The organism is Microcoleus sp. S13_B4 (genome assembly GCF_036700885.1).
Lineage (GTDB): Bacteria > Cyanobacteriota > Cyanobacteriia > Cyanobacteriales > Microcoleaceae > Microcoleus.
Window position 1 is genome coordinate 1 of sequence record NZ_JAUBPU010000074.1, and the last position, 24,555, is coordinate 24,555.

Consider the following 24,555-nt stretch of genomic DNA (forward strand, 5'->3'; position numbering starts at 1 on the left):
ATTGTTCGTAATTCATATTATTAATCTAATTTTTTCTTTTATTTTACCTAGAACGAGCGCACTTTCGCAAGAGGTCTTATGTAAAAATCGACGATCGCAGCGCCGGCAAATATAAACACGCCGATGCCAGAAATGCCAATTTCCAACCAAGTTGGGGTGTAGACGCCAAATAGAGAGAGCAGAAATTGACCGCCAACGACGACTAACAAAGCAATGACACCTAAACTGATAGTTTTGGTGAGGGCCATGCCGTCTGTTTCCGACAAGTTGGAGCCAATTTGGCGGGCGGCGATGAAGGTAATGCCGCATCCGAGGGCGGCAAAACCGATGCCGGAGATGCCGACGCCTTGGCTTCGGAGGGCTACAGACACCAATCCGCTGAGGGTGTAGCCGGAAAGCAGGCTGTAGGTTGCCAGCAGGGGCAAAGCGGTATTTTTGTTACCTTGTTCGGCGGCGGCGCGAGCGACAAAGAACAGAATTAATTCTAGGACGATCGCGGCAATGAATGTGGGAAAGAAGATTCTGGGATAGTTGCGGATCACTCCCAGGCCCCCGTAGGTGCCGACAGCAGTTAAGACAAGTCCGCCGCCCACGAAGGGTAGAGCGTTGGAGATGACGTTGGGGCCTACCAGCGCGTGGTTTTTGGCCTCGCGCACGGCTTCGCGGAAATTGCTAGTGTTACTCACGAGGATTTACCTAATTTTGGCTGAGAATTGCTATCTATCATTTTGACAGCTTTACACTTTGTTTGCAAAACCTGAAAGAGTTTAAAGATTTGATAAAGAACGGGGGTGAAATCACTGCAAAGCAGGGATCGATTGTTTATAATTGACTGCGTACAGGTCTGTGCCGTGTAGCTGTCTGGCACCGTTGCGCCTCGTGGCAAAGCTATAATTAAGTTTAAAGGGTCGGGGCTATATGCGGCCAAGGGCTAGCTTAAAGTCGATCAAATCACATATAGCTGAAGTCAATCAATTTTGGAGGGGGGATTTACGATTGGGGATCAAGGAGTATATGCTAGAGGCATGGACCACATTTGAATTGACCCATTTTCATCGATTTGATTTTAGGTTTTTGATTTGCGACTTAGTTGAAACTAGGGACCAGAAAATTCAATAATCTAAAATATAAAATATAAAATCTAAAATCTAAAATCTAAAATCGGTTCCGTTAATTGCTAAGGTAGCTCAGACAGAGGATACCCAAAAAATTAATGAATAGATCAACTTCTATCGACAAAATGCCAAATAGGTAATATCTAATGTACACCTTTTTCGATCGCAAATTATTGCCACCTGCAGCCGGAATTTTATTAGCCGCAGCCGTTATTTCCGGCGGTCAAGCTGCCCTTGCAGCTAATGTCCGAGCCGTTTCTACCGCTACTTCATGGCAGGGTTCAGAAAATTGGCTGCTGGCTCAGACCGGTCAACTCCCCCAAAGTACAACTTCTTCAACCCCGAACCGGGGGACGGCAAACCGCGTACCTCTGCCCGTAAGAATTCCTGAGCCTTCGACGGTGGTAGGGTTGGGTTTAGTTGCGGGTTCGCTGGCGGTGAGCCGCCGGAGAGCGAGAGTTAAAAATTAGACTTTTGGCAAAAAGTCTAATTTTGGGATTTTTAACCGCAGATAAACGCAGATAAATGCGGCTATCAGGATTTTAGCCGATCGCGTCACGCAGAGCATTTTTAGTCATAGCTGCGATCGACTGTTCGGTAGCTTTCGGCAAGTGATAGTATTTCCCTCCAGAAGTGTTGGCCAATTCCTTCGCAAAGCCAGTCGAAATAAACTTGCTCTCGGTATCAATCACCAGCAACTGCATTCCCAACCCGCGAATTTTCGCCGCAATTTCTAACAATTCCTTCTTAATATCAGGCTTTTCTCCATCTACAATGGGTTCCCCCAAAGAACGAGCCAAAGGAATATTCCCCCGCCCATCAGTAATTGCGACAATCGCCACTTGACCGATATCTCCAGACTGCCGTGCATTGACTCCCACGCGCACGGCTTGAGTCAAACCGTGGGCCAGGGGGGAACCGCCACCGCAGGGCAACCTTTCCAAACGCTTGCGGGCCAAGGCTATCGAGCGAGTCGGCGGTAGCAGCACTTCTGCTTGTTCTCCGCGAAAGGGAATTAGAGCCACTTGGTCGCGGCTTTGATAAGCTTCTGTGAGTAGCTGCATGACTGCACCTTTGGCCGACTGCATCCGGTTGAGCGCCATCGAACCCGAAGCATCGACGACAAATACGACTAAAGCTCCAGCTTTTCTGGCCAAGCGCTTCGCCCGAATATCTCCCTGTTCGACAAATACACGCTTCTCTCGATTTGTGATTGAGCCGGCGGTGGATTCCTGGTCTGAATTCCGGTCCCGGCGGGCTTTTTGGTAGGGTGCGGCGGCTCTGAGGGTGGCGTCAACGGCGATGCGGCGGACGGGGCCTTTGGGCAAGACTGGCTTGACGTAACGGCCTCTATCTTCCGAGAAAATGGTGCTTCTGCTTCCCGATTTGCCTTGGCGGTTGGCGGCTTGGGCGAAGAAAAGCACGCTGGGGTCGAGAATTACGCCTTCGGGGTCGAAGAGAAATTCTTCGGGAATGGTATCTTTTTCTGGTTCTTCTTCAGGTTCCGGGTTGTCTTCATCCTCTTGGTCTTCTTCGTCTTCTTGCTCGTTTTCTGGTTCGTCTTGTTCTTGTTCTGACTGCTTTTGCGGAGGCGGTGGGGGTGGAGGAGGAGGAGAGTTTTCGTCTGGGGGAGTTTGGATGATGGTGGCGCGGGGCACGATGACTAATTCTACGGCGCGGCGCAGGTCTTCGGCGTTAACTTCTGTGCGTCCCTCGATGGCGGCGGCGGCTTTGGCAACGCGGACTGCGAATATTTCGGCGCGGTGTCCTTGAACGCCGCCCCGGATGGCTTCTTCTACTAGGTAGGCAATTTGTTCGCGTTTAATGCTGACATCTTTGAGCCATTCTCTGGCTAGAATGATTTGGGTTTTGAGGTTGTCGGTATCTTCGCTGTATTGATTGAGAAATTCTTGGGGGGAGCTGGAGTAGGATAAAGCTTGTTCTACTGCATAGACTCTTTCTTCTATTTCGAGTGCTGCGTCGGCTGAAAGTACGATCGCGATTCGATCGAGCAAATGTTCTCTCAGCGGCCCTTCTTCGGGATTGTAGGTGGCGATAAATAGAGGTTTGCAGGGGTGTTGAAAGCTAATGCCTTCGCGCTCTATTTGGTTACGCCCTTCGGTTAATACTGTTAGCAATTGGTTAGAAATGTTGTCATCGAGGAGGTTAATTTCGTCTACATAAAGTACCCCTCGATTTGCTTGGGCTAAGAGTCCGGGTTGAAATACGGTTTGACCAAATTTTACTGATTGTTCGACATCGACGGAACCTAAGAGTCTGTCTTCTGTGACACCCAAAGGAATTTGAATGAAGGGTGTGGGAATTATTTCTGTATTTGGGGAATTAGTATCGGTGGTGTGGACATCTTGCCCGCCATTTTCTGGTAACAAGCCTGATGCCTGTTCTGCAATAATTTCATTAGGTTCGGCGTTGCAAAAAGAATCTTTAACAATTTCAATGGGTGGCAGAAGGGAGTGCAAGGCGCGGGCCATTACTGATTTTGCTGTGCCACGGCGGCCTGCGATCGCAACTCCTCCCAATCCGGGATCGACTGCTGCTAACAGCAGGGCGAGTTTGATTGCTTCTTGCCCGACTACGGCGGTGAGGGGAAAGGCTGTGGTGGAAGGGCTCAGGTTGGCTGCGGGCATAGGATTTGCAGATGTAAAAATTTGAACTTAATGTTTAGCTTACTTCTTGGAGGATTTTAACTTCTAGGGGCAGAATCACGGTAAAAGTTGAACCGACTCCTATTTCTGATACTAGCTCTATTTTGCCTTGCAGCAGCGTGACGAGCCGCGATACTATTGCTAATCCCAGGCCCGTGCTTTCGGCAGGAAAGAGCTGTTTGCTGGCTTCTCCTGCTTGAAAGAAGGGGTCAAAGATACGGTTTGTATCTTCGGGGGCGATGCCAATGCCGGTATCTGTAATTGCGATCGCCCAATTTGCTTCTCCAGCGTGGTGGCAACTTAATTCGATGGTACCGGATTCTGTATAGCGAATGGCATTGCTTAGAAGGTTGGTCACAATTTGTTGCAGCCGCTGTCCGTCGGCGATTACTTGTTTTGGGGCGCAGTCGGTGGTAATAGCGAGCTTTAATCCTTTAGCATCAGCCATTGGCTGCATCATTTCTACTACGGTGTTAATTACCGATCGTACATTAGTTGGCCGCAGGTGAAGTTTAATTTTTCCGCTGTCGGCGCGAGAAAGTTCTAGTGCGTCGTTAATCAGGCGCAGCAACTGTCTGCCGTTACGCAATACTCGCTCGATGTGTTCGATGCCGGGGAGGGTATCTTTGACTTCAGATTGCCATTTTTCTTTTCGCAAGAATAGTTCGGAATAACCAATAATTGAGTTGAGAGGAGTTTTGAGTTCGTGAGCCAAATGGTAGACGTTTTCTTGATTGACGCTGACAAGGCGAGAGAGTTCTTGATTGGTGAGTTGTAACTGAGTTTGGATTTGTTGAAGTTCCTGCAGCCTCTGAGCGACGTAGCTATTGAAACAGTGGGCAATTGCTTCGTCTAGTACGGTATCTATCAGCCGAAAAGCTCTGAATACGTCTGCGACGCTTCCTGCTAGCAATTCGGCTTCTAATTGGGAGAATATGACTTGACGCAATAAATGGTATTCGCGGGCTACTTCTGCGGCGTCGTAGCCTTGTTCGGCTCTGAGAAATCCGTGATCTAAACTGGCTTCAATTATTAGTTTTATTTCGCTGTTTTGATATTGGGAAAGCACTGTGACCATCGCCGCCAGCAGGTAAGGTATGTGATTTTCGATTGCTGAGTGCGGTAGGGCCTCAGCAATTTCAATTTTCCGATCCAGACGAACTGCTTCAATCCAGTTTTGGACGATAGTATCGGTTTTGTCGGCGAGCACTTGGCTGTAGTCCATGATGTCGGCGTGGGGGTGAAGTTTGGCAGATATTGGCCATGCTTCATTGTAGTTGAGCGATCGCCCGATCGCCATACCAAACTTCTGGCGATCGCGACCCGGCCAAAAGAAGTAGTTTTGAGGTGATTTTTTCCCTGTGCGGGCTCTCTCTTGATGAGTCGATATCAGCTTGTTGCTGCAAAAACCAGCACTTAAGTTTCTTGACAAAAGAGCCAAAAAGTAGTATACTCCCTCAAGCATAGAGGGTTTAATTTTTAATTTTTAATTTTGTCAGGTGACTAAATGGAAAACGTGCAAGCTGCGATCGCACAGGCAACATTTACTTGGCAACTCAAGCGGATTTTTTGTTTAAAATCCATCGATTTCTAAGGGAAAAGTGACAGTGAAGGAGGAGCCAACTCCTATTTGAGAAACTAATTCGATTTTGCCTTGCAATAGGTTGACTAATCGAGCTACAATTGCTAGCCCTAAGCCGGTACTGTCAGGAATGCAAGAACCCAGGGAGTTGTCGGCTCGAAAATAGGGCATAAAAATCTTATCGCAGTCTTCGGAAGCAATCCCAATTCCTGTATCGGTGATGCAGATACTCCAATGTTGGTCTGGCAATAATTCAGTTTTTATGGTAATAGTACCAGCTTGGGTGTAGCGAATGGCGTTGCTCGCCAAGTTGGTGATAATTTGCTGCAAGCGCAAGTAATCTGTCATAACTTGATCGAGAACCGGATCGCACTCAACGGCGATCTCTAAATTTTTTGCTTTAGCCAAAGGATCGAGTATTTCGACAACAGTGCCGATCGCCGATCGCACATTTGTAGCAGTTAGCTGCACTTTTATGCGTCCCGCGTCGTACCGCGAGATTTCGAGAGTATCGTTAATTAATCTAAGTAACAGTCTGCCGTTGGTGAGGACTTTATCAATATGTGCCAAATTGGGAGCAGAATCTTTAAGTCCAGGATTGTTTCTTTGGCGCAAAAACAATTGTGAGTAGCCAATAATAGAGGTGAGGGGGGTTTTCAATTCGTGAGCTAAGTGAGATAGATTCTCTTGACTGGCGCGAAGTAAGCGAGTCAGCTCTTGATTTGTAAGTTGCAATTGGTTTTGTAAATCCTGTAGTTCTTGGAGTCTTGCCTCGGTATAGGTTTTGAAACAGTCAGCAATTGCTTCGTCGAGGGCAGCGTCAATTAAGCGATAAGCTCGGTTTACTTCAGCGGCTGAGCCTTTTAGCAATTCTGGCTCTAAAGCCTCGAAAATTACCCTCCGCAGCAAGCGGTATTCCCGTGCAATTTCTTCGGCATCGTAGCCTTGTTGTGCCCTGACAGTCCCGTGCTCTAAACTTTCTTGTATGACTGCCCGAATGTCGCTGTCTTCTGATTGGGACAGCAGAGTTACGATCGCTTGCAGTACGATGGGAAGGCTGTCGCGCACGGAATCGTAGGTGAGTTGCTTGGCGGTGCGGATTTCCTCGTCGCCCCGAACAGATTCGATCCAGTTTTCGGTAATTATGTCAATTTTATCTTGTAGCGCTTGGCTAAAATCTATCATTGCTTTTATATAAATCAAGTAAGCGATCGTATTTTATATGTCTAGGTTAGTTGAATAATTAACTGTTTGAATTTTCACTCAACTTTTTAGCTTCGCCACAAATAGCTACTCCTAAAGACGTATTGACAGAATTATACGCTCGTGCTAGCTTATGTTAAATTGGCTTAAAAAGTCAAGCCTAATCCAGCACTGCGCGATCAAACCAAGCGTGTGGCTGGAGCGGAGGAACCAATTTTCGGGGCGAATCTCTACAGAATTAAAAAGCAAAGTTAAAAATTCCCAAATTGAAGTGTAATTTTTGATTTTGAAATCTCAGGAGAAGGACATCTCTCAGTCCTAGCCCGTCAGCTAACTTCGCAGGCATTGAGAAGAGACTGAAAAGCCAAATGTTCTGAAAAAGATTTTTTGGCTTCGTCAGTGTCTCAGGTTGGTATTGTTCAAGATTCTTGTACCTGCCCTGACTCTGAAGGAGATTGAAATGTTCATACAGCTTAATTTATCTGCGATCGCACTTGCAGGAGTTGCAACGTGGAAACGTGTAAAACCCGTTGTCATCCGAGATGCTGTTTTGTTGCCGACGGCGGGTTTTTTGGGAATTCTTGGCCTGTGGTGGATTGTTGCCAGCTTCAACAGCGATTTGATTCCCACTCCTTATCAGGCGTTAATAGCTAATTTAGATTACATATTCCATCCATTTTATCAGCGCGGGCCTGGAGATTTAGGCATTGGCTGGCTGCTGCTAGCGAGTTTGCGCCGGGTGTTGGTGGGATTTTTGCTGGGTGCAGCAGTGGCGATTCCCGTGGGATTTCTCATAGGGATGTCGAAACCGGCAATGATGGCGCTCAATCCGCTGATTCAAATCTTCAAACCAGTGTCGCCGCTAGCTTGGCTGCCGATAGCTTTATCAATTTTTAATTTAGCAGAGCCGTCGGCAATTTTTGTCATATTCATCACATCTTTGTGGCCGACAATTATCAACACAGCTTTGGGAGTTTCTAGCGTTTCTCAGGATTATCTGGATGTGGCGCGAGTGTTGGAAATGCCGCGCTGGAGGCGGATTACCAAGATAATTTGGCCCGCGAGTTTGCCATACATTTTTACAGGTTTGCGGATTAGTTTGGGGATTGCTTGGCTGGTGATTGTGGCGGTGGAAATGCTGACAGGCGGTGTGGGAATTGGCTTTTTTGTCTGGGATGAGTGGAGCCGTTTGAACCTGAGTTCGGTATTTTTAGCGGTGTTTGTAATTGGTTTAACTGGATTGTTGCTCGACGCTGCTGTTGACAAAGTTCAGGAATTGGTAACGCATCGATCGATCATTAATCATTAGTCTATTGGCAGTTGTCAACAGTTAACAGTTAACAGTCAACAGTCAACAGTCATTAGTCAAATTAAATATGAGTGACAAGTTTTCCACTGAATGGAACCGCCGAGAGTTTTTGCAAGGAATGGGCTCGGTGGCGGCGGGAATGGCTTTATCTGGTTGTGCAATTAGTGCGGATCGATCGGCAAAAGGACTCACAGAAGAAGCCTCAGCCGTAAAGCCGATCATCGATTCCCGAACCTTAGAAAAACCAAATTTAACCGTAGGATACGTGCCGGTTAACGATTGTGCACCATTTGCGATCGCCTGGAAAAAAGGCTTTTTCCGCAAATACGGTTTAAACATCCAACTCAACCGCGAAGCAAGCTGGGCAACCTCCCGCGACGGCGTAATCTTCGGCCGCCTCGACGCCTCCCCAGTCGTATCCGGTGCCGTGACAAACGCCCGAATTGGGGCCGAAGGAGCGCGCCACGCACCCCTGTGCGCGGCAATGACAATTCACCGCCACGGCAACGCTATGACGATGAACAAAGCGATGTGGGATTTCGGTTTACGGCCGTGGCACGAATACAACGGCAATTTTGAAGAATTTGGCAAACAATTTCGAGCCTTTTTTGACAGTCAACCGCCGGAAAAAAGAGTTTGGGCAGTGGTTCTGAGTTCCGCGATTTACGAATACTTTGTCCGCTACATATCGGCGGCTGCCGGTGTCGATCCGTTCAAAGAATTTCGGGTAATTATTGTGCCGCCGCCGCAGATGGTAACGAACATCAGGATTGGGGCGATGCAAGCCTACATGGTGGCAGAACCTTGGAATACGCGGGCAATTCAAGGCAATTTGGGAGTGGGTTTTACCTTCGTGCAAGGCAAGGAAGTTTGGCTGGGACATCCCGATCGCGTTTTGGGAGTAATGGAATCATTCATTAACGAAAATCCGAAGACTTATTACTCGCTGGTTAAGGCAATGGTGGAAGCTTGTCAGTATTGCAGCAAGCCGGAAAATCGCAATGAAATAGCGGCGTTGCTGACTGAGCGATCGTTTACGGGGGCGAAACCGAAAAAAGGGCCGATCGACAAATTTACGCGACCGGCAATAGTTGGCGACTACAACTATGGGGGGTTTGACGGAAAAGACCGCACCATACAATCGGAAGATGCAACTATTTTCTATGACATTCCTAAGAATTTGCCTCAAATACCGGGAAATCATTCAACATTTATGTGGCAGTCTCAAAGTATTTGGTTGATGACTCAAGCCGCTCGCTGGGGACACATTAAAGAAATGCCAAAAAATGCTGAAGAATTAGCTAAAAAAGCTTGGAGAACCGACCTTTACCGCAAGATTGTTGCCGAAATGGCGATCGATTGTCCGAAGGAGGATTACCAAGTGGAACCTGCGGAACTTTTCATTGATAAAAAGGGATTTGATCCTAGCGATCCGGTGGGTTATTTGAATAGTTTTGAAATTCGAGCAAACCGCCCTCAGTCTTTTTTTCAGTCTTAATGTTTGAGATTTGGCGCTTTTCCTACCGTCTCGCCAGTGACTTAAGTCCCTGGCTAATAGCTAAAGTCGGTGGAAACCGACTGCCCAATTTTAGGATTTAGGCAACAGCCAGAAAATTTAATTAACACTTTACTACTTTTTAGGAGAATACCGTGAGCCAATACACTTCTACTTCTACCAGTACCAAAAGTTCCCTCAAGAGTGATCGTCTATTTCTGGAAATCGACAATTTGTTCAAGTCTTACAAAAATGGTGACGGTACAGAATTTAGCGTCTTGGAAAATATCAATTTAAGTATTGGAGAAAACGAATTTATTTCGGTAATCGGTCACTCTGGCTGTGGCAAATCAACGCTGCTAAAAATAGTGGCAGGTTTGGAAAAACAGAGCGGGGGAATGGTTACACTGGAAGGAAAAGAAATTCGCAAACCGGGAGCCGATCGCATGATGGTATTTCAGCACTACGGATTGCTGCCTTGGCTGACGGTGCGGGAAAATATTCGGCTGGCAGTTGATGAAGTTTTGCAAAGTCTTAGCCGTTCCGAGAAGATTAGTCTTGTCAACGAACACCTAGCAATGGTAAACTTAACATCGGCAGCCGATAAATATCCAGACGAAATTTCAGGGGGCATGAAACAGCGGGTTGGGATTGCGCGAGCTTTGGCAATTCGACCGAAAATGTTATTAATGGACGAACCGTTTGGAGCCCTCGATGCTTTAACTCGCGGCAAGTTGCAGAAACAGGTGCTGGATATCTGGGAAAATCACAGACAAGCTGCCATGATGATTACTCACGATGTGGATGAAGCTATCTATATGTCCGATCGCATTGTGCTTATGACAAACGGCCCGGCGGCGACAATAGGAGAGATTTTGTCAGTGCCGTTTGCGCGCCCGCGCGATCGCCAAGAGTTGCGGGAATCCCAGGAGTATTACGAACTCCGCAACTATGCTTTGAATTTTCTCGATCGCTACTTTACTCAAGACGAATAACACCCGACGGATCGACATAACAATTCACTTAAGAGAGGTTAAGCCTGTGAATCTCAAAACAATGTTAGCGCGTTTTGAAAGTGCATTGGGATACCAAAATTTAGCCGAAGAAATGGTGTTGCTGCCGGAGCCAACATTACCAGTTTGTAAGAAATCCCAATCCCCAAAACAGGCAAAAACAATCAATTTTATTGTCGGTTACAACAGTTCTCCCCAAAGTCAAATAGCTCTGGATATTACCCTTTGGATGGCGCATCAAACTCGTTTAGTAACAACTAAAGAAGTTACGGTTCAAGTCGTCTACGTGATCGACGAATCGCCAAAAACTTACCGCGAAGATACTTGCAAATTGGCTGTAGCAAATGCCTTGGCTGCACAGAAAGTGTCTGATTTAGAGGAAAAATTCGCCCTTAAGTGTGCAGTGCCTGCGCTCGCTTTACCAACCGAAATTCCCTCGGTATTCCAGCAAAAAAATTGGAGAGATCCGCATTATTTCCCAGCAACTTGTGGTCAAAATAATGAGTACGAGGTAGCAGATAAGTTGCTGTGGCAAGCGCGGTGTTTGGCTGAGGAATGGCGCGGTTTATTCAAAGCTCATTTACGCATCGGGCGGGTTGCTACAGAACTGAGAAATGTGGTTGAATTAGAATCAGCAAATTTACTGTTCTTGGGCTGTGGTTCTGGCAACCATCGGCTGGTTAGGGAACTAGGCAATAATTTTCCGTGCTGCGTACTCGGGGTTCCTTCGGCACTCAGCTATCAGATGGATGTTCAGCCTGAAGAAAGTTTGAGCAAGTTACAGTTGGCGACAACTATACCTGCACGTTAAACTTGTTCACTCGTTGGGCCAGAATCTAATTATGTAAGGTGCAGCGCACCCTACGACTATAATTCGCGCGCCCAACTTTTTTTGTGTAAGTTCTATATCGCTCACAAATTAAAAATGGTTTCCTTGGTCGAAGTCCTAATTATGAGACAATTAGGACTTTTTTTGATTGTGGAGATTTTAAAAAATATCGTCAAGGAAAATTATCGGCACTTATCTGATCATAGACAGTTCGTTAACTAATTTTATCTTTCCCCGGCACACAGAGCGCAGCAGCCGATCGATCGAGCGTTTGTCTTCCTCAGGCAAATTTTCGTCAAAAATAGCAGCCATCAAACCATACCTATCGGCTAGAGTAATGTACCCATTTTGATTCACTTCGGCAAACAGCTCGCCCAAAGCAGATGGAATCAGGTGGACAGGAGTTTGCATAGCGATTAAGTCTGAATTCGACGATGGCGGGATCGGGCGTTTCTGCGGTAACAAAAGGCGATCGCACTCTGATATTCTGTCAGTGTATTTCCTTAAAAAGTGTGACAATCAACAGCCAAAAATTGTGACAGCAAACAGCAAAAATTGTGAACGACATCACATTCCCTATTTGCGAAATATGCTAAAGCTTGCAGTTGCTTTTTAGCACAAACAGAGCAACTGCAAACTTAATTTTTTCTAAAGATTGTAAATCTGCACTTCCTCCACAGGTTCAGCTAACTCAAACTTAAACACCCGGGAATAGAAATAGAATTCGCCGTCAAGAGTTCTTTTGATATTTTCAGCGCGGCGAAAACCGTGCTGTTCCCCTTCATAAGCGACATAAGCAACTGGCAAACCTTTAGCTTTCAATATCTCTACCATCATTTCCGCTTGATTGGGCGGAACCACTTTATCTTCTAATCCTTGAAAGAAGATAACGGGACAAGATAAACGTTCGGCGGAATGAATAGGCGAACGAGCTACATACAAATCTTTTCTTTCAGGATAAGGCCCGATTAATCCATCCAGATAGCGCGCTTCAAATTTGTGAGTATCCGTTGCCAAAGCTTCCAAATCGCTAACTCCATAATAGCTCGCACCGGCCTTAAACACATCGCGGAAAGTAAGAGCGCACAGAGTGGTGTACCCCCCTGCACTGCCTCCGGCGATCGCCATTCTTTTGCCATCAACTAAACCTTTTTGAGCTAAATATTTAGCACCGTTAGCGCAGTCGTCAACATCGACAATGCCCCAACTATCTTGCAGTCTTTTTCTGTATTCTCGGCCGTAACCAGTGCTGCCACCGTAATTAACATCAAGCACAGCAAAACCGCGACTCGTCCAATATTGAATTTTCAAATTCATGCTGCTAGAAGTAGCAGCAGTTGGGCCGCCGTGACTTTTAACAACAAGCGGCGGTTTTTCACCAGCAGGCGCTGCGAAATCTTGATTTTTCGGGGGATAGAAGAAACCAAAAGCCGTCAAATTGTTTTCCGTGGGGAATTCAATCGGTTCCGGTACAGAAAGATAACCCGGATTGATGCTTAAATTGCTCGATTGGCGCAATATTTCTAGTTTGCTTGTTGCTAAATTGAGTTGTACAATCGCAGTAGATTCAGTCGGCGAACCTGCTAGAAAAACCACAGTTTCACCCCGCGATTTGACCGACGAAATATCAGTGTAAGGCGTGTCAATTGTTGTCAACTGCTTTGTCGTCAAATCGAGACTCGCTAAATACCACTTGCCTTGCTGAGTGTAGGTGCAAATAATTTTGCTTTCCGAGACAACAGCATAAGTAGACATTCCAAAAACCCACTGAGGAAGTCCGAATTCAGCCGCCATTTCGCACAAGCTGGTTTCTATCTCTGCTTCCCCCCTTACCAAGGAGGGATTGAGGGGGGTTATCGATGGCCAGCGGTAGAAATTCCACCAGTTAGACTTGTCAGAAACAAAATACAAAACTCCATCGGGCGACCATTCCGGTTGAAAAATCGACTCATCAACCCCACCAGCAACTAAGTATTTTTCCCGTAAAGAACCGTCAGCATTAATTTCTGCCACCCACAATTCTGTGCCATCCCACGGCATATTTGGATGGTTCCAACAAATCCAGCAAAGTAGAGAACCGTCTGGACTTAAACGAGGGGAAGCATAAAAATCATTGCCCTGAGTTAAAATTTGAATATCTTCGCCGTCATCTAAATTAATGCTAACAATAGTATTAACAGGTTCGCCCTCACCTGCATGGTCTTCGCGCACGCAAATCAGGCGATTTCTCTGCTTGTCAACTATCGCATCTGCATAGCGAGAATTAGCAGTAGGTGTCAAAGGTTCTGGTTGAGAATTTAATGTTTGAGTATAAATATGTTGGTCGGCAAAATGAGAAAAATAGACAACACCGCCAGCAACTGCAAAAGCAGCGCCACCGTATTCGTTAACGCGAGTGCGAACATTAAAAGGAGGGGGTGTCACGTCGCTGATTTTACCGTCAGTAGTGCGCCGCACGAGGACGCTTCTCCCCGCTTCCGAAGGCCTTCCCTCAACCCAATAAATATCATCGCCGTCAATAGCAATTTGCCCGAGTCCGACAGTTCCAGAAACAATTAAATCGGAAGAAATAGGTGATTTCCAAGAGCCGTAAGGTGATACTGTATTCATATAGTTGAGGCAGTTGTGTTTCTCGCACAAAAAAATTAATATTTGTACTTTACACTAATTCAGTCACCGGGGAAGCAAAATGTCCAAAAAACTCGTGCTAATGGATCACGACGGTGCAGTTGACGACTATCTATCAGTCGTGTTGCTGATGACAATGGAGGAAGTCGAAACTCTGGGAGTAATTGTAACTCCTGCGGACTGCTACATTCAACCGGCGGTGAGTGCAACGCGCAAAATCCTTGATTTGATGGGGCGTTCAGAAGTTCCGGTGGCGGCGAGTACGGTGCGGGGACTCAACCCATTTCCGGTGTTATTTCGGCGAGATTCCTTTGCAGTCGATCGACTTCCCATTCTAAATGAAAAAGGAACCATTGAGACGCCGTTAATATCAGAACCCGGACAAAACTTTATGGTGCGAGTTTTGCGAGATGCAGCCGTACCAGTCACATTAATGGTAACGGGGCCGTTAACAACAGTAGCGCAAGCTTTAGATATCGCGCCAGAAATTGAAAGCAAAATTCAAGAAATTGTCTGGATGGGAGGCGCCCTAAATGTTATCGGCAATGTTAGCAAAGATATGGAACCCGGACAAGATATGTCGGCGGAATGGAATGCTTACTGGGACCCGATAGCAATCGATAGAATTTGGCAAACCCAAATTCCAGTTGTCATGTGTCCTTTAGATATCACTAATAATGTACCGCTGACTGTAGAATTTTCCAATCTCTTAGCAAGACAGCGCAAATATCCCATTTCCGACTTAGCAGGACAGTGTTATGCCCTCGCAATATCTCAAGATTACTATTTTTGGGACATTTTGGCAACCGCTTATTTAGCGCATCCCGAATTTTACCAACTGCGAGAATGGGAAACAGAAATTATTACCGAAGGCCTCAGCCAAGGACGCACACAAGTTAAAATAGGAGGGCGAAAAATTCAAGCAATGGATAAAGTAGACACCGCCAAATTTTACAATTACATATTAGAACAGTGGGCGCGGTAAAAATCACAATATCTCCTAGGGACGAGTGAGCAAAATCTCAGTACCCAACCCGCCTGACACGAATATTTACTTCCTCTTCTCTTCCTCTGCGCCCTCTGCGCCCTCTGCGGTTAATAAAAGAATCTCCTCTAACCCATGAAAAATATCAAAAAATGCTGCCAATTCTATCAATTATTCCCTTAGCCCAAACCCCTTCCCCACCTCAAGAAATGATCCAAATCCAAGAAGTACGACCTCTCCCCGGACAGTTAGACAACATACCAGTATTTAACAGCAACAGTCCCGAATTAGTGCTACAAGAAGGAATTTTGCTTTCGACATTTCCCCCGGAGGGTAAAAGATTTCCGGCGGCACATTTAAACTTTCCGTTTGAAGGACGTTTCGACATATTTGCCCACCACATCGCCCGCGCACATTCGCCGGAAGATTTGCGAACATTGTATCAAGGAGTAATTGTTTACAATCCGGGCAATAAACCAGTAAAATTAGATATATTGCAAGCTGCGAGTTATCTCAGCCAACCCGATGCACCTTTTATTGAATTACCGCCGCAAGTCGATAATTCAAACAGTAATATTTACGCGGGGCCGGGAAGCCGCGCTGTGAATGATATTCTCAGAGGAAGAAGACAGTCAGAGTTTGGGCCTGGGTTAATTATTCCACCGGGAAAAAGCGAACTGTTGATGAATCATCCGATACCGGTGCGGGGATTAGTACCGCCGTTAAACGGTCGATCGACTTTGATGCGGTTACGCAGCGATGGTATAGTCTATGTTGCCAGTCTCGCGATGTTTGCCCGAGTTGACGCACAGGGAAACGAGCGATCGCCCAACTTAGCAGAATGGCAAAACTTATTAGACAATGGTAATATAGCCGGGCCGCGCGATCGAACTCCCACACCGCCAGAAATCACCGAAGGTCAAGTAATTTACGGCCGAGTTGCCGGTGTAGCATTAGGTTCACAATGGCGAGCACTTCTCTCAGACAACCAAGCCACATCAAACCTAGCAATTCCCCAACCCGGAACAGCATTTTCCTACCCATTAAGCAGCCTCCCGCGCGGAATGCTGGGCACAAATCAAGTGCAAAGTGCCAGGATGTTAGTCCGCTACCCAGATACAGCATACCGCGCCCACGGCAATTACGGAATTCAATACAGTCTCAGCTTGCCGCTGTACAATTCTACCAGCAAAAATCAAACTGTAACGGTCGCGATTCAAACTCCAATTAAGACAGACAAATTAACTTCAGGAGGACTTAGTTTTTTAGAACCTCCGGCACCTCAAACTTTTTTTAGGGGGACGGTCAGAGTGCGCTATACTGATGACAGTAAACTGCCTCAAACTCGCTACGTGCATTTAGTGCAGCGGCGGGGACAGCAGGGGGAACCTTTGGTAAAATTAGAGATGCAAGCGGGAGAAAAGCGACTTGTCGAAGTGGATTTTATTTATCCGCCCGATGCGTCGCCTCCCCAAGTTTTGACAGTGAAAACAAATTAAATTTAACCCGCGGCTACGGGTAGGCAGACACCTACAAATACAATACGTAATTAACCAGATGTGTTTTTATTTTTGCGCTGCGCGGAATTGATTTGTCCCTAGTTGCTATCGGCAAAAAAAAGATGAACTTATCAAAAAAATTCTGGATTATTGCTTGTTTTGTGTACGTTTTAATTCTTCTCAGTATCATGCTTTTAGCAGATACGGGGAACTTAGTCAACTTTCCTCTCGCTCATCCGCCTTATGACAAACTCGGCCACTTTATTTTGTACGGAATAGCATCTTTTCTGTGCCATAGAGCAACTGGCAAAAAAAAGATAAATTTGTTTAATTATTCAATTCCTTTCGGGCCCGCAATTTTTACTATTTTCACTGTTGCGGAAGAAATGCTGCAAGCGATTTTACCCAATCGTACTGCTAGCATTGAAGATTTTTTAGCTAGTTTTGCGGGGATTGCAGTTTTTTATTGCATTGGAGAAGTTTGGGATAGAAAAAAAGGGCATTGATGATATAGAAGGAAGTTCGGCAACTGATTCTGTAACGGATGTAACGGATTTCAGGAAGAAGGAAGAAGGAAGTTTGTAGGGTGTGCAATGAGCATCGGTTGACGAGTGTCAGCAACTTTTGTCAATGGTGACTCTGCCCGCACGGGTAAAGAGATATGTGCAGCATAAACTGGTGCAACTGCCAATACGCTGGCTGCAGCAGCCACCGTTAAAATTGGATTTTTTTGAACTTGTTTAAGATTAGCAATTAACCGGAATTTCCCATCTCCACAATGTGTTTGAGAGCGTTTAATCACTCTCTTCCAAAAAGGTTTGTACTCGACCGTTTGGTCTCAAAACCACTCGAATTTTCGGGGTTTTTCCATTAGAAACGGCAGAAACAAACGGCTCGCCGACTAATGGCATATTAATTTGCTCGATATAATCTGCTGCAGCTTTTCCCATCGGCACAATACTTTGAATTGATCCATTTTCATCGATCAGCAGGCTGTATTCCAAAGTTTGTTCCATTCCTTCAGGAGGCTTCCAGCGTTCCTCAAAGTAAGTTCTAGCTTCGGAAACTTGAGGAATTGTATCAAATAAAGTGCGGTTTTTTTGGCTCGCCGCGGCCTGGTTGTTGTCCTTGGACTCGGTGGTTGATTGAGCGTCCTCAAGGGGTGGGAGTTCGGTACTGGCGGGGGGGACAATCGGCTCGATGGGGCTGGGGAAAGGCTGCGGCGGGCGAACGGGAAATCGGGAAGCAGACAGGGAGGGCGGCAGGGGGGGCGGTACGGCGGGAGCTAGTCTCGGCGGTAGGGGGGGTAGCAGGTAGGGTACTGGTGCGGGTGCTGGGCGCGCGGCAATGGGTGGTTCTTCGGGGGCGGGAATTGTGATTGTTTGCCCTTGAGGGAAAGCTGGGGCGCTCTGGGGGGGGCTGGCTGCGCTGCCGTTGGGGGGAAATAGCAGCGGCGGCTGCTGGATGGGGCTAGGTTTGTTGGTGGGGGAAGTTGGGGCGAGGGCGACGGGAGGCAAGCTGGGGCTGGGGGAGGCGGCGGTGTTGATGGGCGGGGGCGGCAGGGGCGGTAAACCGGGTGTGGCTGCGGGTGTTGGTGCTGGGGGTGTCGGTAGGGCGGGAATAGGACTGGGGGACACGCCAGCAGCTAGCTGGGGGTTTTCTGGAGCGGGGGCTGTGGCGGTTTGCGGGGAGGTGGCGGATCGATCGAGCATTTTGATAATTCCTGTCGTCACACCCGCCATCGCGACCAGCATTGCTGCTAGCTTGAGCCAGGGTGAGGACAGCGGTCGTCGGGCCTCGCGGTTGAGGTTGGGAAGCGCCATCACTTCGGCGGCGCAGTCATCTAGTGCTGTTGCCAAGTCAAACAGTTGCAGGGTGCTTAAGGGAACTACCGGCCCGGATTCTACGGCGCTCAAAGAGCCTAAAAACAAGTTGTGGGCAAGCAAGCCGCGGGGTTCTAAGCGGGGGGGAACCGGAAGGTAGGAAGTGTTCGGGGCGGAAGTTGCTAGTTCGGAAGTGTTGACGGATCGATCGAATATAACGGCATTACGCGCGACTTCTGGCGAGTCTGGGCCCGCAGGGATACGGTCTGTTTCAGAGTTGAGGTTGCTTTCCCAATCGCGGGATTCGCCGAGCAAGTTTTGGACGTAGTTGCTGACAGCTTCGTGGAGGGTTTCGAGTTGAATTCGATCGCCCCTGAGAGTAACGTGTTCGGTATCTGGCAGCCTGGGGTCGTCGAGTCGCAGCTCGAAACTTAAAGATTTAAACACCGGTTGGCCCGCCCAGCGAGATAGAGGCGAACTTTTGGCTGTAATTTCCAGCGTGCAAGTGGGGGGCGTGTACCGTTTGAGAACCATAGCAGAAAGTCTGTTGACTGTTGACCGTTGACCGTTGACTGTTGACTGTTGACTGTTGACTGTTGACTACTGACTACTGACTGTTGGCTGTTGTTTAATTTTTAGCGCGGTCTAGAAGAGCCAGCCAGAGGCGGCGGTGGCCGCCGGGACTGCTGTAAAACAGCAAATCGATCAGGAGTTTGAGGGCCAAATCACTCAGTTCTCGGGCCGATAAATTTTCTGCATCTTCCATGCGCGAGCCATAAGTGTTGCTGAACCTGTCAATATAATCTCCCAGCAAAGCAATTGTGTGAGGTTCGCGGTTTTGTTCTGCCATTTGTTCGAGCAAAGCAACAGCGCGGCGGATTAAAGCTTGGTGCTGTTTTGCCAAATGACAGCTTATCAAAACTAGCGATCGAGCTTCCTCCACATCGAGTTTTTTGCGCCCTCCATGGCCTTTCCGCAGCGGGTTAGATTGGCGCAGCCGCCACAAAGCTACCCGATCGGCTACCATTGGCTCTAAATTCAGTTCGGCTGCTACCTTGAGCATCGCCTCTGAGCCAATTTCTGCCAGTGCTTCTAGGGCTAACAGCACTAAATCCAGTTGGGCTTTAATGTTGTCCAACTGGGTAGGCTCTGGTGCTTTTCGGGTCAATTCTTCCCAGTTGGGAGATTGGCCCGTTTCGTTTGTGGGAGCGGAGGGCTTTACGGTCGAGCGCATGGCTTCAGCACGGGAAATTAAGACAGGTTGAGGCAGGATATCAAACAGTATGCAGTGATAAAAGCTTTGCGGCCTGTGGGCAACAGCACATCTGTTAATTTGTCTCCATAGCTCGTTGCTTTGATTCCGGCAATCCTAACTGCTGGACGGAGTTGCGGGTGAAAAGTTGCGGTTTCAAGTTCGATCGATCACAATCCGCAAAACCCAGAGATTTTTACTTCTAACCATGCTACGCCACCGGCTGCCACAAATCAATGTAAATAAGCGATCGTCACACCTGCACCTCCTTCTTTTTGACTGGCGAGCTCAAAGCGGGAAACCTGCGGGTGATTCGCGAGGAACTCGTGAACCCCGCGCCGCAACTGTCCCGTACCTTTGCCGTGAATTATCCACAGAACTCCGTATTCCACGGCCTTGGAAAGAGCTCTGTCTATTTCGATTTCCGCGTCTGAGACTCTCGCACCCCGTAGGTCGATCGAATTATTAGCAGTGCGAATGGCAATTTCGGGATTGGGTTTTGCAGGTTCCGACGCTGCTTGCTTAGCTTTAGCCGTAGCGAGTGCTTGTGCTTGGGCGGCCGCCTTGGCTAATTGAGCTTTAGTTTCGGGTTTTTGACCGTCGAGGGATTCAATTTCTCCTAGTTTGACAGTCATTTTCATAATCCCAAACCGAACGCTCAACTCTTCGTTAGCATCGGGGCCGCTGAGGACTTCGGCGGTTTGGCCCAAGCTGGGAATGCGGATGCGATCGCCCACTTTCGGCATAAAACTCGGTTTGGGTTTAGCCGGTTGCTGTCGAGAGGGCAGGTGTTTTTCAGAAATTTGATTTAAGGTTTCTGTCGCTTCTTGGGCATTTTGAGCCGTCTGGTTGCCCGACTGCAAGCGACGAATGATTTGAGCAATTTCTGATTTTGCCGACCCTATCGCTTCATTTACTGCCACTTCCTGAGCTATTTTTAGTTCTCGCTCCCGCTCTTGCAAAGCGGCTGCTTTTTGAGAAACTTCTCTGTGCAGTTTTTCGGTTTGGTGTAGCAGTTGAGTTGCTTCTCTGGCCTTAGTCTCCTGTTTCCGGCGCTGTGCTTCGAGTCCGGCAATCACTTGATTGACATCTTGAGATGCTCCCCCTACATAGGTTTGAGCTTCTTCGACAATTTCTGCTAGCAAACCGAGTCTTTTGGCAATGGTGAGGGCGTTGGAACGTCCGGGAATTCCCCACAGCAAGCGATAGGTTGGCTGCATGGAATTGTCGTCAAATTCTACTGAGGCATTTTCAAAGCGGGAGTCTTGATATTTGAGGGCTTTGAGTTCGCCAAAGTGGGTAGTTGCAACTGTTAATAGGGAATGTTGGGCGAGGTATTGCAACAGGGCGATCGCCAATGCACTGCCTTCTGAGGGGTCTGTCCCCGCTCCTACTTCGTCTAACAAAACTAAAGATTTGGGAATTGGTAATTGGGATTTGGTAATTGGGATTTGGGGTTGGGGAATTTGTAATTTAGGTTTAAGGATTGGGAGAGCAGAAACAGTGTTCTGTGTATCTGTGACTTCTTCGTCTTGCTGTTGGGAATTAGTAATTGTCAGGTTTGATTTTTCTTCCCCTTCAGCCTGCGATGATTTATTTTGTAAAACTTCTAAAATGCGGCTGATGCGGCGGATATGACCGGAGAAAGTAGACAAACTTTGTTGCAAAGATTGTTCGTCACCAATATCAGCCAAAATATTGTCGAACCAAGGCAATTCTACGGGTTCGCGGGCGGCAACAAACATTCCTGCTTTCGCCATTAAAGCTGCCAAGCCCAAGGTTTTGAGGGTGACAGTTTTGCCGCCAGTGTTGGGGCCGGTGATGGCGACGACGCGGATGTGCGGCCCGATCGTTAAATCGACCGGCACGACTGGAAAGCCTTGCTCGTGCTGTTGCTGCCAAACTAATAAAGGATGGCGCAACTGGCGCAGGGTAATTTGCGATCGCAGGTTGCGAATTAATAATTGACTGTTTTCTGAGTTTTCCTCATCTTCTTTTCCCTCATCTTCTGTTTCGGGATTTTTTGGTGCTAATTCTGGCTCTCCCAATTCGATAAATTTCGGCGGATTTGCTTGCAACCAAAAACTATAACGCGCTTTAGCTGCAGCTAAATCTAAAGTTGTAACTACCACAACCAATCTGTCTAAATCGGGTTTGACTGCTGCGACTTGCTCCGTGAGGGCGCGGCGGACTGCTTCTTCTTCGGCTTGTTCTTGTCTGAGCAACTGCCGCATTTGGTTGTTAAGATTGACTGTGCTGTGGGGCTCTACGTAGAGTGTCGCGCCGCTGGCAGAGGAATCATGAACGATGCCCGGTATGGCATCTTTTTGGGGAGCTTTGACGGGAATGACAAAGCGTCCGCTTCTTTGGGTAATTAGCTGTTCTTGTACGGCGTTGGATTGGCGCTGCAAAATCCCCTGCAATATTTGATAAATGCGATCGCGCAACTGTCGCATTTGAACTCTAATTCCTGCTAATTTAGGAGTTGCTCTGTCTGCTACTTGAGCGCGATCGTCTATACAGCGATGGATTTCTTGCTCTAGTTCGGGATAAGTCCGCAATTGGGCTGCCAGTTCTTTGAGCGCCGGCACCTCTGGCTGAGAGTCAATTATCCGGCGCAATTGCCTTGCTCCGGCCAGGGTAGTAGCAATTGCCAGCAATTCTTCGCCGCTGAGCAAACCTTGGAGTTCGGCTCGCTGCAGGGAAGTGCCGATGTCTTGGATTCCTTCAAAACTCAAAGCACCGCCAGCGCGGCTCTCTAACTGATAAGTTTCCTGAGTTTGGGCTAGGAGTTCTGCTGTTTGAGCTTGAGTGGCCGGGATTTGGAGGTCTAGGGCGGCGGCGACGCCGAGTTTGGTCGCAGCGAAGGTAGCCAAGTGCTGACACAGGCGCGGCCATTCTAATAGTTCTAGTGTTTCGGCTTGAATCAAAGTTGAGGTGGTGTTGGTAATTGGCATTCCCAGGCGCTGACCGAGAAGGTGAATTTAACGATACTATTTATTAATTTTAAAGTTTTTTATTGTTTCCTGGCGCAATTTGAGAAAGTATCTGCGATCGCCCTCAGCAGTCTTTCGACAGAAAGCTCTGATGTACCATTAATTACGAAGGAGAAAATTTGCATTTTTGCATTACCCGTCTAAAATTATACATTCTCGTGATACCAGTCCCCAAAAAATATGCAACTGTAGGCAAGCTCCCAACTATTATTATACAGTAAGTCATTCCCAATTTTTTAGTATAAAATATAAAATCTAAAATGGTATGAGCTATTTTTGGTTTTGAGGGATAGGGCATCGGCTGTTTTTAGATGGAATTGAACTATTTTGGAATTTTAAATCTGTCAGCGCAATTCTGGCGGTTGTATCCTAAAAAGTAATTTGTGGAGATTATAGAAGTATGGCAAAGATTCTGGCGATCGTCGCGGATACTGTGACTTTTCAAGTGGTGCAAGAGTTACTTGGCCAAGAGGGACATCAGGTGAGAGTCGTTTCCGACGACAAAGAGGGTTTAGACTTGGCGAGGGAAGTGTCCCCCGATGCGATAATTTGCGACGGGACTTCGCCTCAAATCAACTTTTTGGAGGTGTGCCGGCTGCTGAAGGCCGATCGAGAATTGGCGGCAGCCTATTTTATTCTGCTGACAACACCCGAGCAATTTGATGAAGTTCCAGAATTGGATGCGCCCTTTGACGATTTTCTGTTTAAACCCATAGTTAAGCAGGAATTATTGGCGCGGGTGCGCGCTTCTAAGCAATCGCGCGAGTTGAGGGCGCAGTTGGCTCTCACCCAGCAAGAATTGGAGCTGTCGCGCGATCGAATGCTGCAAACTGAAAAAATGTCTAGTTTGGGCGAATTGGTATCAGGTATCGCCCACGAAATTAACAACCCAATTACTTTTATTTACAGCAATCTAACTCACGTCCAAAGCTACGCTACCGATTTAATTGAACTGCTGCGATTATATCAAAAAGAGCTAGTAGAGCCCGGATCTGAAATTCAGCAAAAACAACAAGATATGGATGTCGAATTCGTACTCGACGATTTATTAAAAATTGTGAGTTCCATGCGTACCGGGAGCGATCGCATCCGCCAAATAATCTTGTCGCTACAGGATTTTTCCCGCAGCGATCGCTCGGGCTGGCAGTTATTCGATGTTTCCGACGGTTTAGAAAATACTCTGTTGTTGTTACAGCACCGCTTGCCGGCTCGCGAGGGAAGGCGAGACATCAAGGTGATGAAAGAATTCGGCAATTTGCCACAAATTGAGTGTTATGCAGGTTTGCTCAATCAAGCTTTTCTGAATATCATCAATCACGCGATCGATGTTTTGGAAGAGTCTGCTCAAGAGTTGGCCGAGTTGGAATCAATCAAATTTAAGCCTGTGATTTTGATTAGCACTCAGGTGGTCGATGCTGAGCGAATTTCTATTGAGATTGCTGATAACGACATGGTTATGAGCAAAGATATCACAGCGCAACTTTCTGAACCATTTTTGGTTGCCCAAGCTGCGGAACCGCCCATCTACTCGGGACTTGCTCTCAGCTATCGGATAATTGTAGAGCAGCACAAAGGAGAGTTCAAGTGTTTTTCCGAACCGGGTAAAGGCACTAAAATTCAGATAGAAATTCCGATGCGTCACAGCTAATTAATACTATTTACCGTTGGTGGGGGCGGGTTTTTGAGATTGTTTGTTTTAGCCTGAGATTATGGTGTATCCGCCCCTACAATGACTTCATTTTTTTAAAATGTAAAGTTTAATATAGGGAATGGCAGAAGTTATCGAAAAGAGAGGATAGTTAATATTCAAGAAATTTGAATAATCGGCGAAAACAATTTTTAATTCGGTGGTGAGATAGGCGTTCGTGAATAGAGGTCGGAACCCAATTCCGGTTGTGATTGATATAATTAATCTGCGTTAATCTGTGTTAATCTGCCCTCATCTGCGGTTAAAAAAAGATCATTTCGCAACCGCAGATGACAATGGATTGACGCTGATTCACGCAGAGGTCGAGAATAGAAATATGAATAATTCCATGGAGAGGGGCAACCACAGGGGACTGCCCCTACAAAACACGGTTATGTAGGGTTTGCTGAATAATCGATCGCAAACTAAGAACAGAAGCGATCGATATATTCAAACTCAACTAAAGATAGGTT

At 47.1% G+C, this 24,555-nt stretch carries 19 protein-coding genes and 1 riboswitch; of the genes, 9 read left to right on the plus strand and 10 right to left on the minus strand.

Annotated features, from left to right (window positions below; translation table 11 throughout):
• Positions 1-47: 47 nt before the first annotated feature.
• Entirely contained in the window at positions 48-686 is a 639-nt protein-coding gene (locus QT994_RS24485; RefSeq protein ID WP_333179185.1) for a Bax inhibitor-1 family protein, read from the minus strand.
• A gap of 575 nt (positions 687-1,261) precedes the next feature.
• Here QT994_RS24485 and QT994_RS24490 point away from each other — a divergent pair.
• Positions 1,262-1,585, plus strand: coding sequence for a PEP-CTERM sorting domain-containing protein (locus QT994_RS24490; RefSeq protein ID WP_333044283.1), 324 nt, complete (start codon positions 1,262-1,264; stop codon positions 1,583-1,585).
• A 72-nt stretch (positions 1,586-1,657) separates the two neighbouring features.
• On the opposite strand, the gene bchD is transcribed toward QT994_RS24490, so the two are convergent.
• From bchD to QT994_RS24505, 3 genes are all read right to left on the minus strand, one after another.
• Positions 1,658-3,763: a magnesium chelatase ATPase subunit D gene (gene bchD / locus QT994_RS24495; RefSeq protein WP_333179188.1), complete on the minus strand. Its 2,106-nt coding sequence runs from the start codon at positions 3,761-3,763 to the stop codon at positions 1,658-1,660.
• A 34-nt stretch (positions 3,764-3,797) separates the two neighbouring features.
• Positions 3,798-5,246 carry a HAMP domain-containing sensor histidine kinase gene (locus tag QT994_RS24500; RefSeq protein ID WP_333179191.1) on the minus strand — a complete coding sequence of 483 codons (1,449 nt, stop codon included), beginning with the start codon at positions 5,244-5,246 and terminating at the stop codon, positions 3,798-3,800.
• A 108-nt stretch (positions 5,247-5,354) separates the two neighbouring features.
• The gene (locus tag QT994_RS24505; RefSeq protein WP_333179192.1) at positions 5,355-6,548 is read right to left on the minus strand and encodes a HAMP domain-containing sensor histidine kinase; all 1,194 of its coding nucleotides are present in this window, start codon (positions 6,546-6,548) and stop codon (positions 5,355-5,357) included.
• Between the two features lie 165 nt (positions 6,549-6,713).
• A riboswitch (cyclic di-AMP (ydaO/yuaA leader) is annotated at positions 6,714-6,926 on the plus strand.
• A 100-nt stretch (positions 6,927-7,026) separates the two neighbouring features.
• Here QT994_RS24505 and ntrB point away from each other — a divergent pair.
• The 4 genes from ntrB to QT994_RS24525 all read left to right on the plus strand — a co-directional run bounded on the left by ntrB (position 7,027) and on the right by QT994_RS24525 (position 11,194).
• The gene (gene ntrB, locus QT994_RS24510; protein ID WP_333179195.1) at positions 7,027-7,875 is read left to right on the plus strand and encodes a nitrate ABC transporter permease; all 849 of its coding nucleotides are present in this window, start codon (positions 7,027-7,029) and stop codon (positions 7,873-7,875) included.
• 67 nt (positions 7,876-7,942) lie between these two features.
• Complete coding sequence (locus QT994_RS24515) at positions 7,943-9,373, plus strand: ABC transporter substrate-binding protein (protein WP_333179197.1); 1,431 nt, start codon at positions 7,943-7,945, stop codon at positions 9,371-9,373.
• 152 nt (positions 9,374-9,525) lie between these two features.
• On the plus strand, positions 9,526-10,365 hold the full coding sequence (locus tag QT994_RS24520) for a nitrate ABC transporter ATP-binding protein (RefSeq protein WP_333044289.1): 840 nt from the start codon (positions 9,526-9,528) through the stop codon (positions 10,363-10,365).
• Between the two features lie 46 nt (positions 10,366-10,411).
• The gene (locus QT994_RS24525) at positions 10,412-11,194 is read left to right on the plus strand and encodes a universal stress protein (protein ID WP_333179200.1); all 783 of its coding nucleotides are present in this window, start codon (positions 10,412-10,414) and stop codon (positions 11,192-11,194) included.
• A gap of 210 nt (positions 11,195-11,404) precedes the next feature.
• Here the strand turns inward: QT994_RS24525 and QT994_RS24530 are convergent, their stop codons facing one another.
• Together QT994_RS24530 and QT994_RS24535 are read right to left on the minus strand one after the other, a co-directional pair.
• Entirely contained in the window at positions 11,405-11,623 is a 219-nt protein-coding gene (locus QT994_RS24530; protein WP_333179203.1) for a hypothetical protein, read from the minus strand.
• A 237-nt stretch (positions 11,624-11,860) separates the two neighbouring features.
• The gene (locus tag QT994_RS24535) at positions 11,861-13,822 is read right to left on the minus strand and encodes a S9 family peptidase (RefSeq protein WP_333179206.1); all 1,962 of its coding nucleotides are present in this window, start codon (positions 13,820-13,822) and stop codon (positions 11,861-11,863) included.
• 79 nt (positions 13,823-13,901) lie between these two features.
• On the opposite strand from QT994_RS24535, the gene QT994_RS24540 reads away from it, so the two are divergent.
• The 3 genes from QT994_RS24540 (at position 13,902) to QT994_RS24550 (ending at position 16,830) form a co-directional block, all read left to right on the plus strand.
• Positions 13,902-14,825 (plus strand): nucleoside hydrolase, encoded by a 924-nt coding sequence (locus QT994_RS24540; RefSeq protein ID WP_333179210.1) that lies wholly within the window; start codon positions 13,902-13,904, stop codon positions 14,823-14,825.
• 152 nt (positions 14,826-14,977) lie between these two features.
• Complete coding sequence (locus QT994_RS24545; protein ID WP_333179212.1) at positions 14,978-16,324, plus strand: DUF3370 domain-containing protein; 1,347 nt, start codon at positions 14,978-14,980, stop codon at positions 16,322-16,324.
• Positions 16,325-16,446: 122 nt separating this feature from the next.
• The gene (locus tag QT994_RS24550; protein ID WP_333179214.1) at positions 16,447-16,830 is read left to right on the plus strand and encodes a VanZ family protein; all 384 of its coding nucleotides are present in this window, start codon (positions 16,447-16,449) and stop codon (positions 16,828-16,830) included.
• A 50-nt stretch (positions 16,831-16,880) separates the two neighbouring features.
• Here QT994_RS24550 and QT994_RS24555 read toward each other — a convergent pair whose 3' ends face one another.
• The 4 genes from QT994_RS24555 to QT994_RS24570 all read right to left on the minus strand — a co-directional run bounded on the left by QT994_RS24555 (position 16,881) and on the right by QT994_RS24570 (position 22,329).
• A complete protein-coding gene (locus tag QT994_RS24555) occupies positions 16,881-17,126 on the minus strand; it encodes a hypothetical protein (RefSeq protein WP_333179216.1) in 246 nt (81 codons plus the stop codon).
• Complete coding sequence (locus QT994_RS24560) at positions 17,119-18,681, minus strand: DUF4335 domain-containing protein (protein ID WP_333179219.1); 1,563 nt, start codon at positions 18,679-18,681, stop codon at positions 17,119-17,121. Before QT994_RS24560 ends, QT994_RS24555 begins: the two co-directional genes overlap by 8 nt.
• Before the next feature lie 94 nt (positions 18,682-18,775).
• Positions 18,776-19,381 carry a DUF3038 domain-containing protein gene (locus QT994_RS24565; RefSeq protein ID WP_333179222.1) on the minus strand — a complete coding sequence of 202 codons (606 nt, stop codon included), beginning with the start codon at positions 19,379-19,381 and terminating at the stop codon, positions 18,776-18,778.
• A 251-nt stretch (positions 19,382-19,632) separates the two neighbouring features.
• Entirely contained in the window at positions 19,633-22,329 is a 2,697-nt protein-coding gene (locus tag QT994_RS24570; protein ID WP_333179229.1) for an endonuclease MutS2, read from the minus strand.
• Positions 22,330-22,795: 466 nt separating this feature from the next.
• Here QT994_RS24570 and QT994_RS24575 point away from each other — a divergent pair, with 466 nt between their 5' ends.
• Positions 22,796-24,043 carry a response regulator gene (locus tag QT994_RS24575; protein ID WP_333179226.1) on the plus strand — a complete coding sequence of 416 codons (1,248 nt, stop codon included), beginning with the start codon at positions 22,796-22,798 and terminating at the stop codon, positions 24,041-24,043.
• Positions 24,044-24,555: the final 512 nt, after the last annotated feature.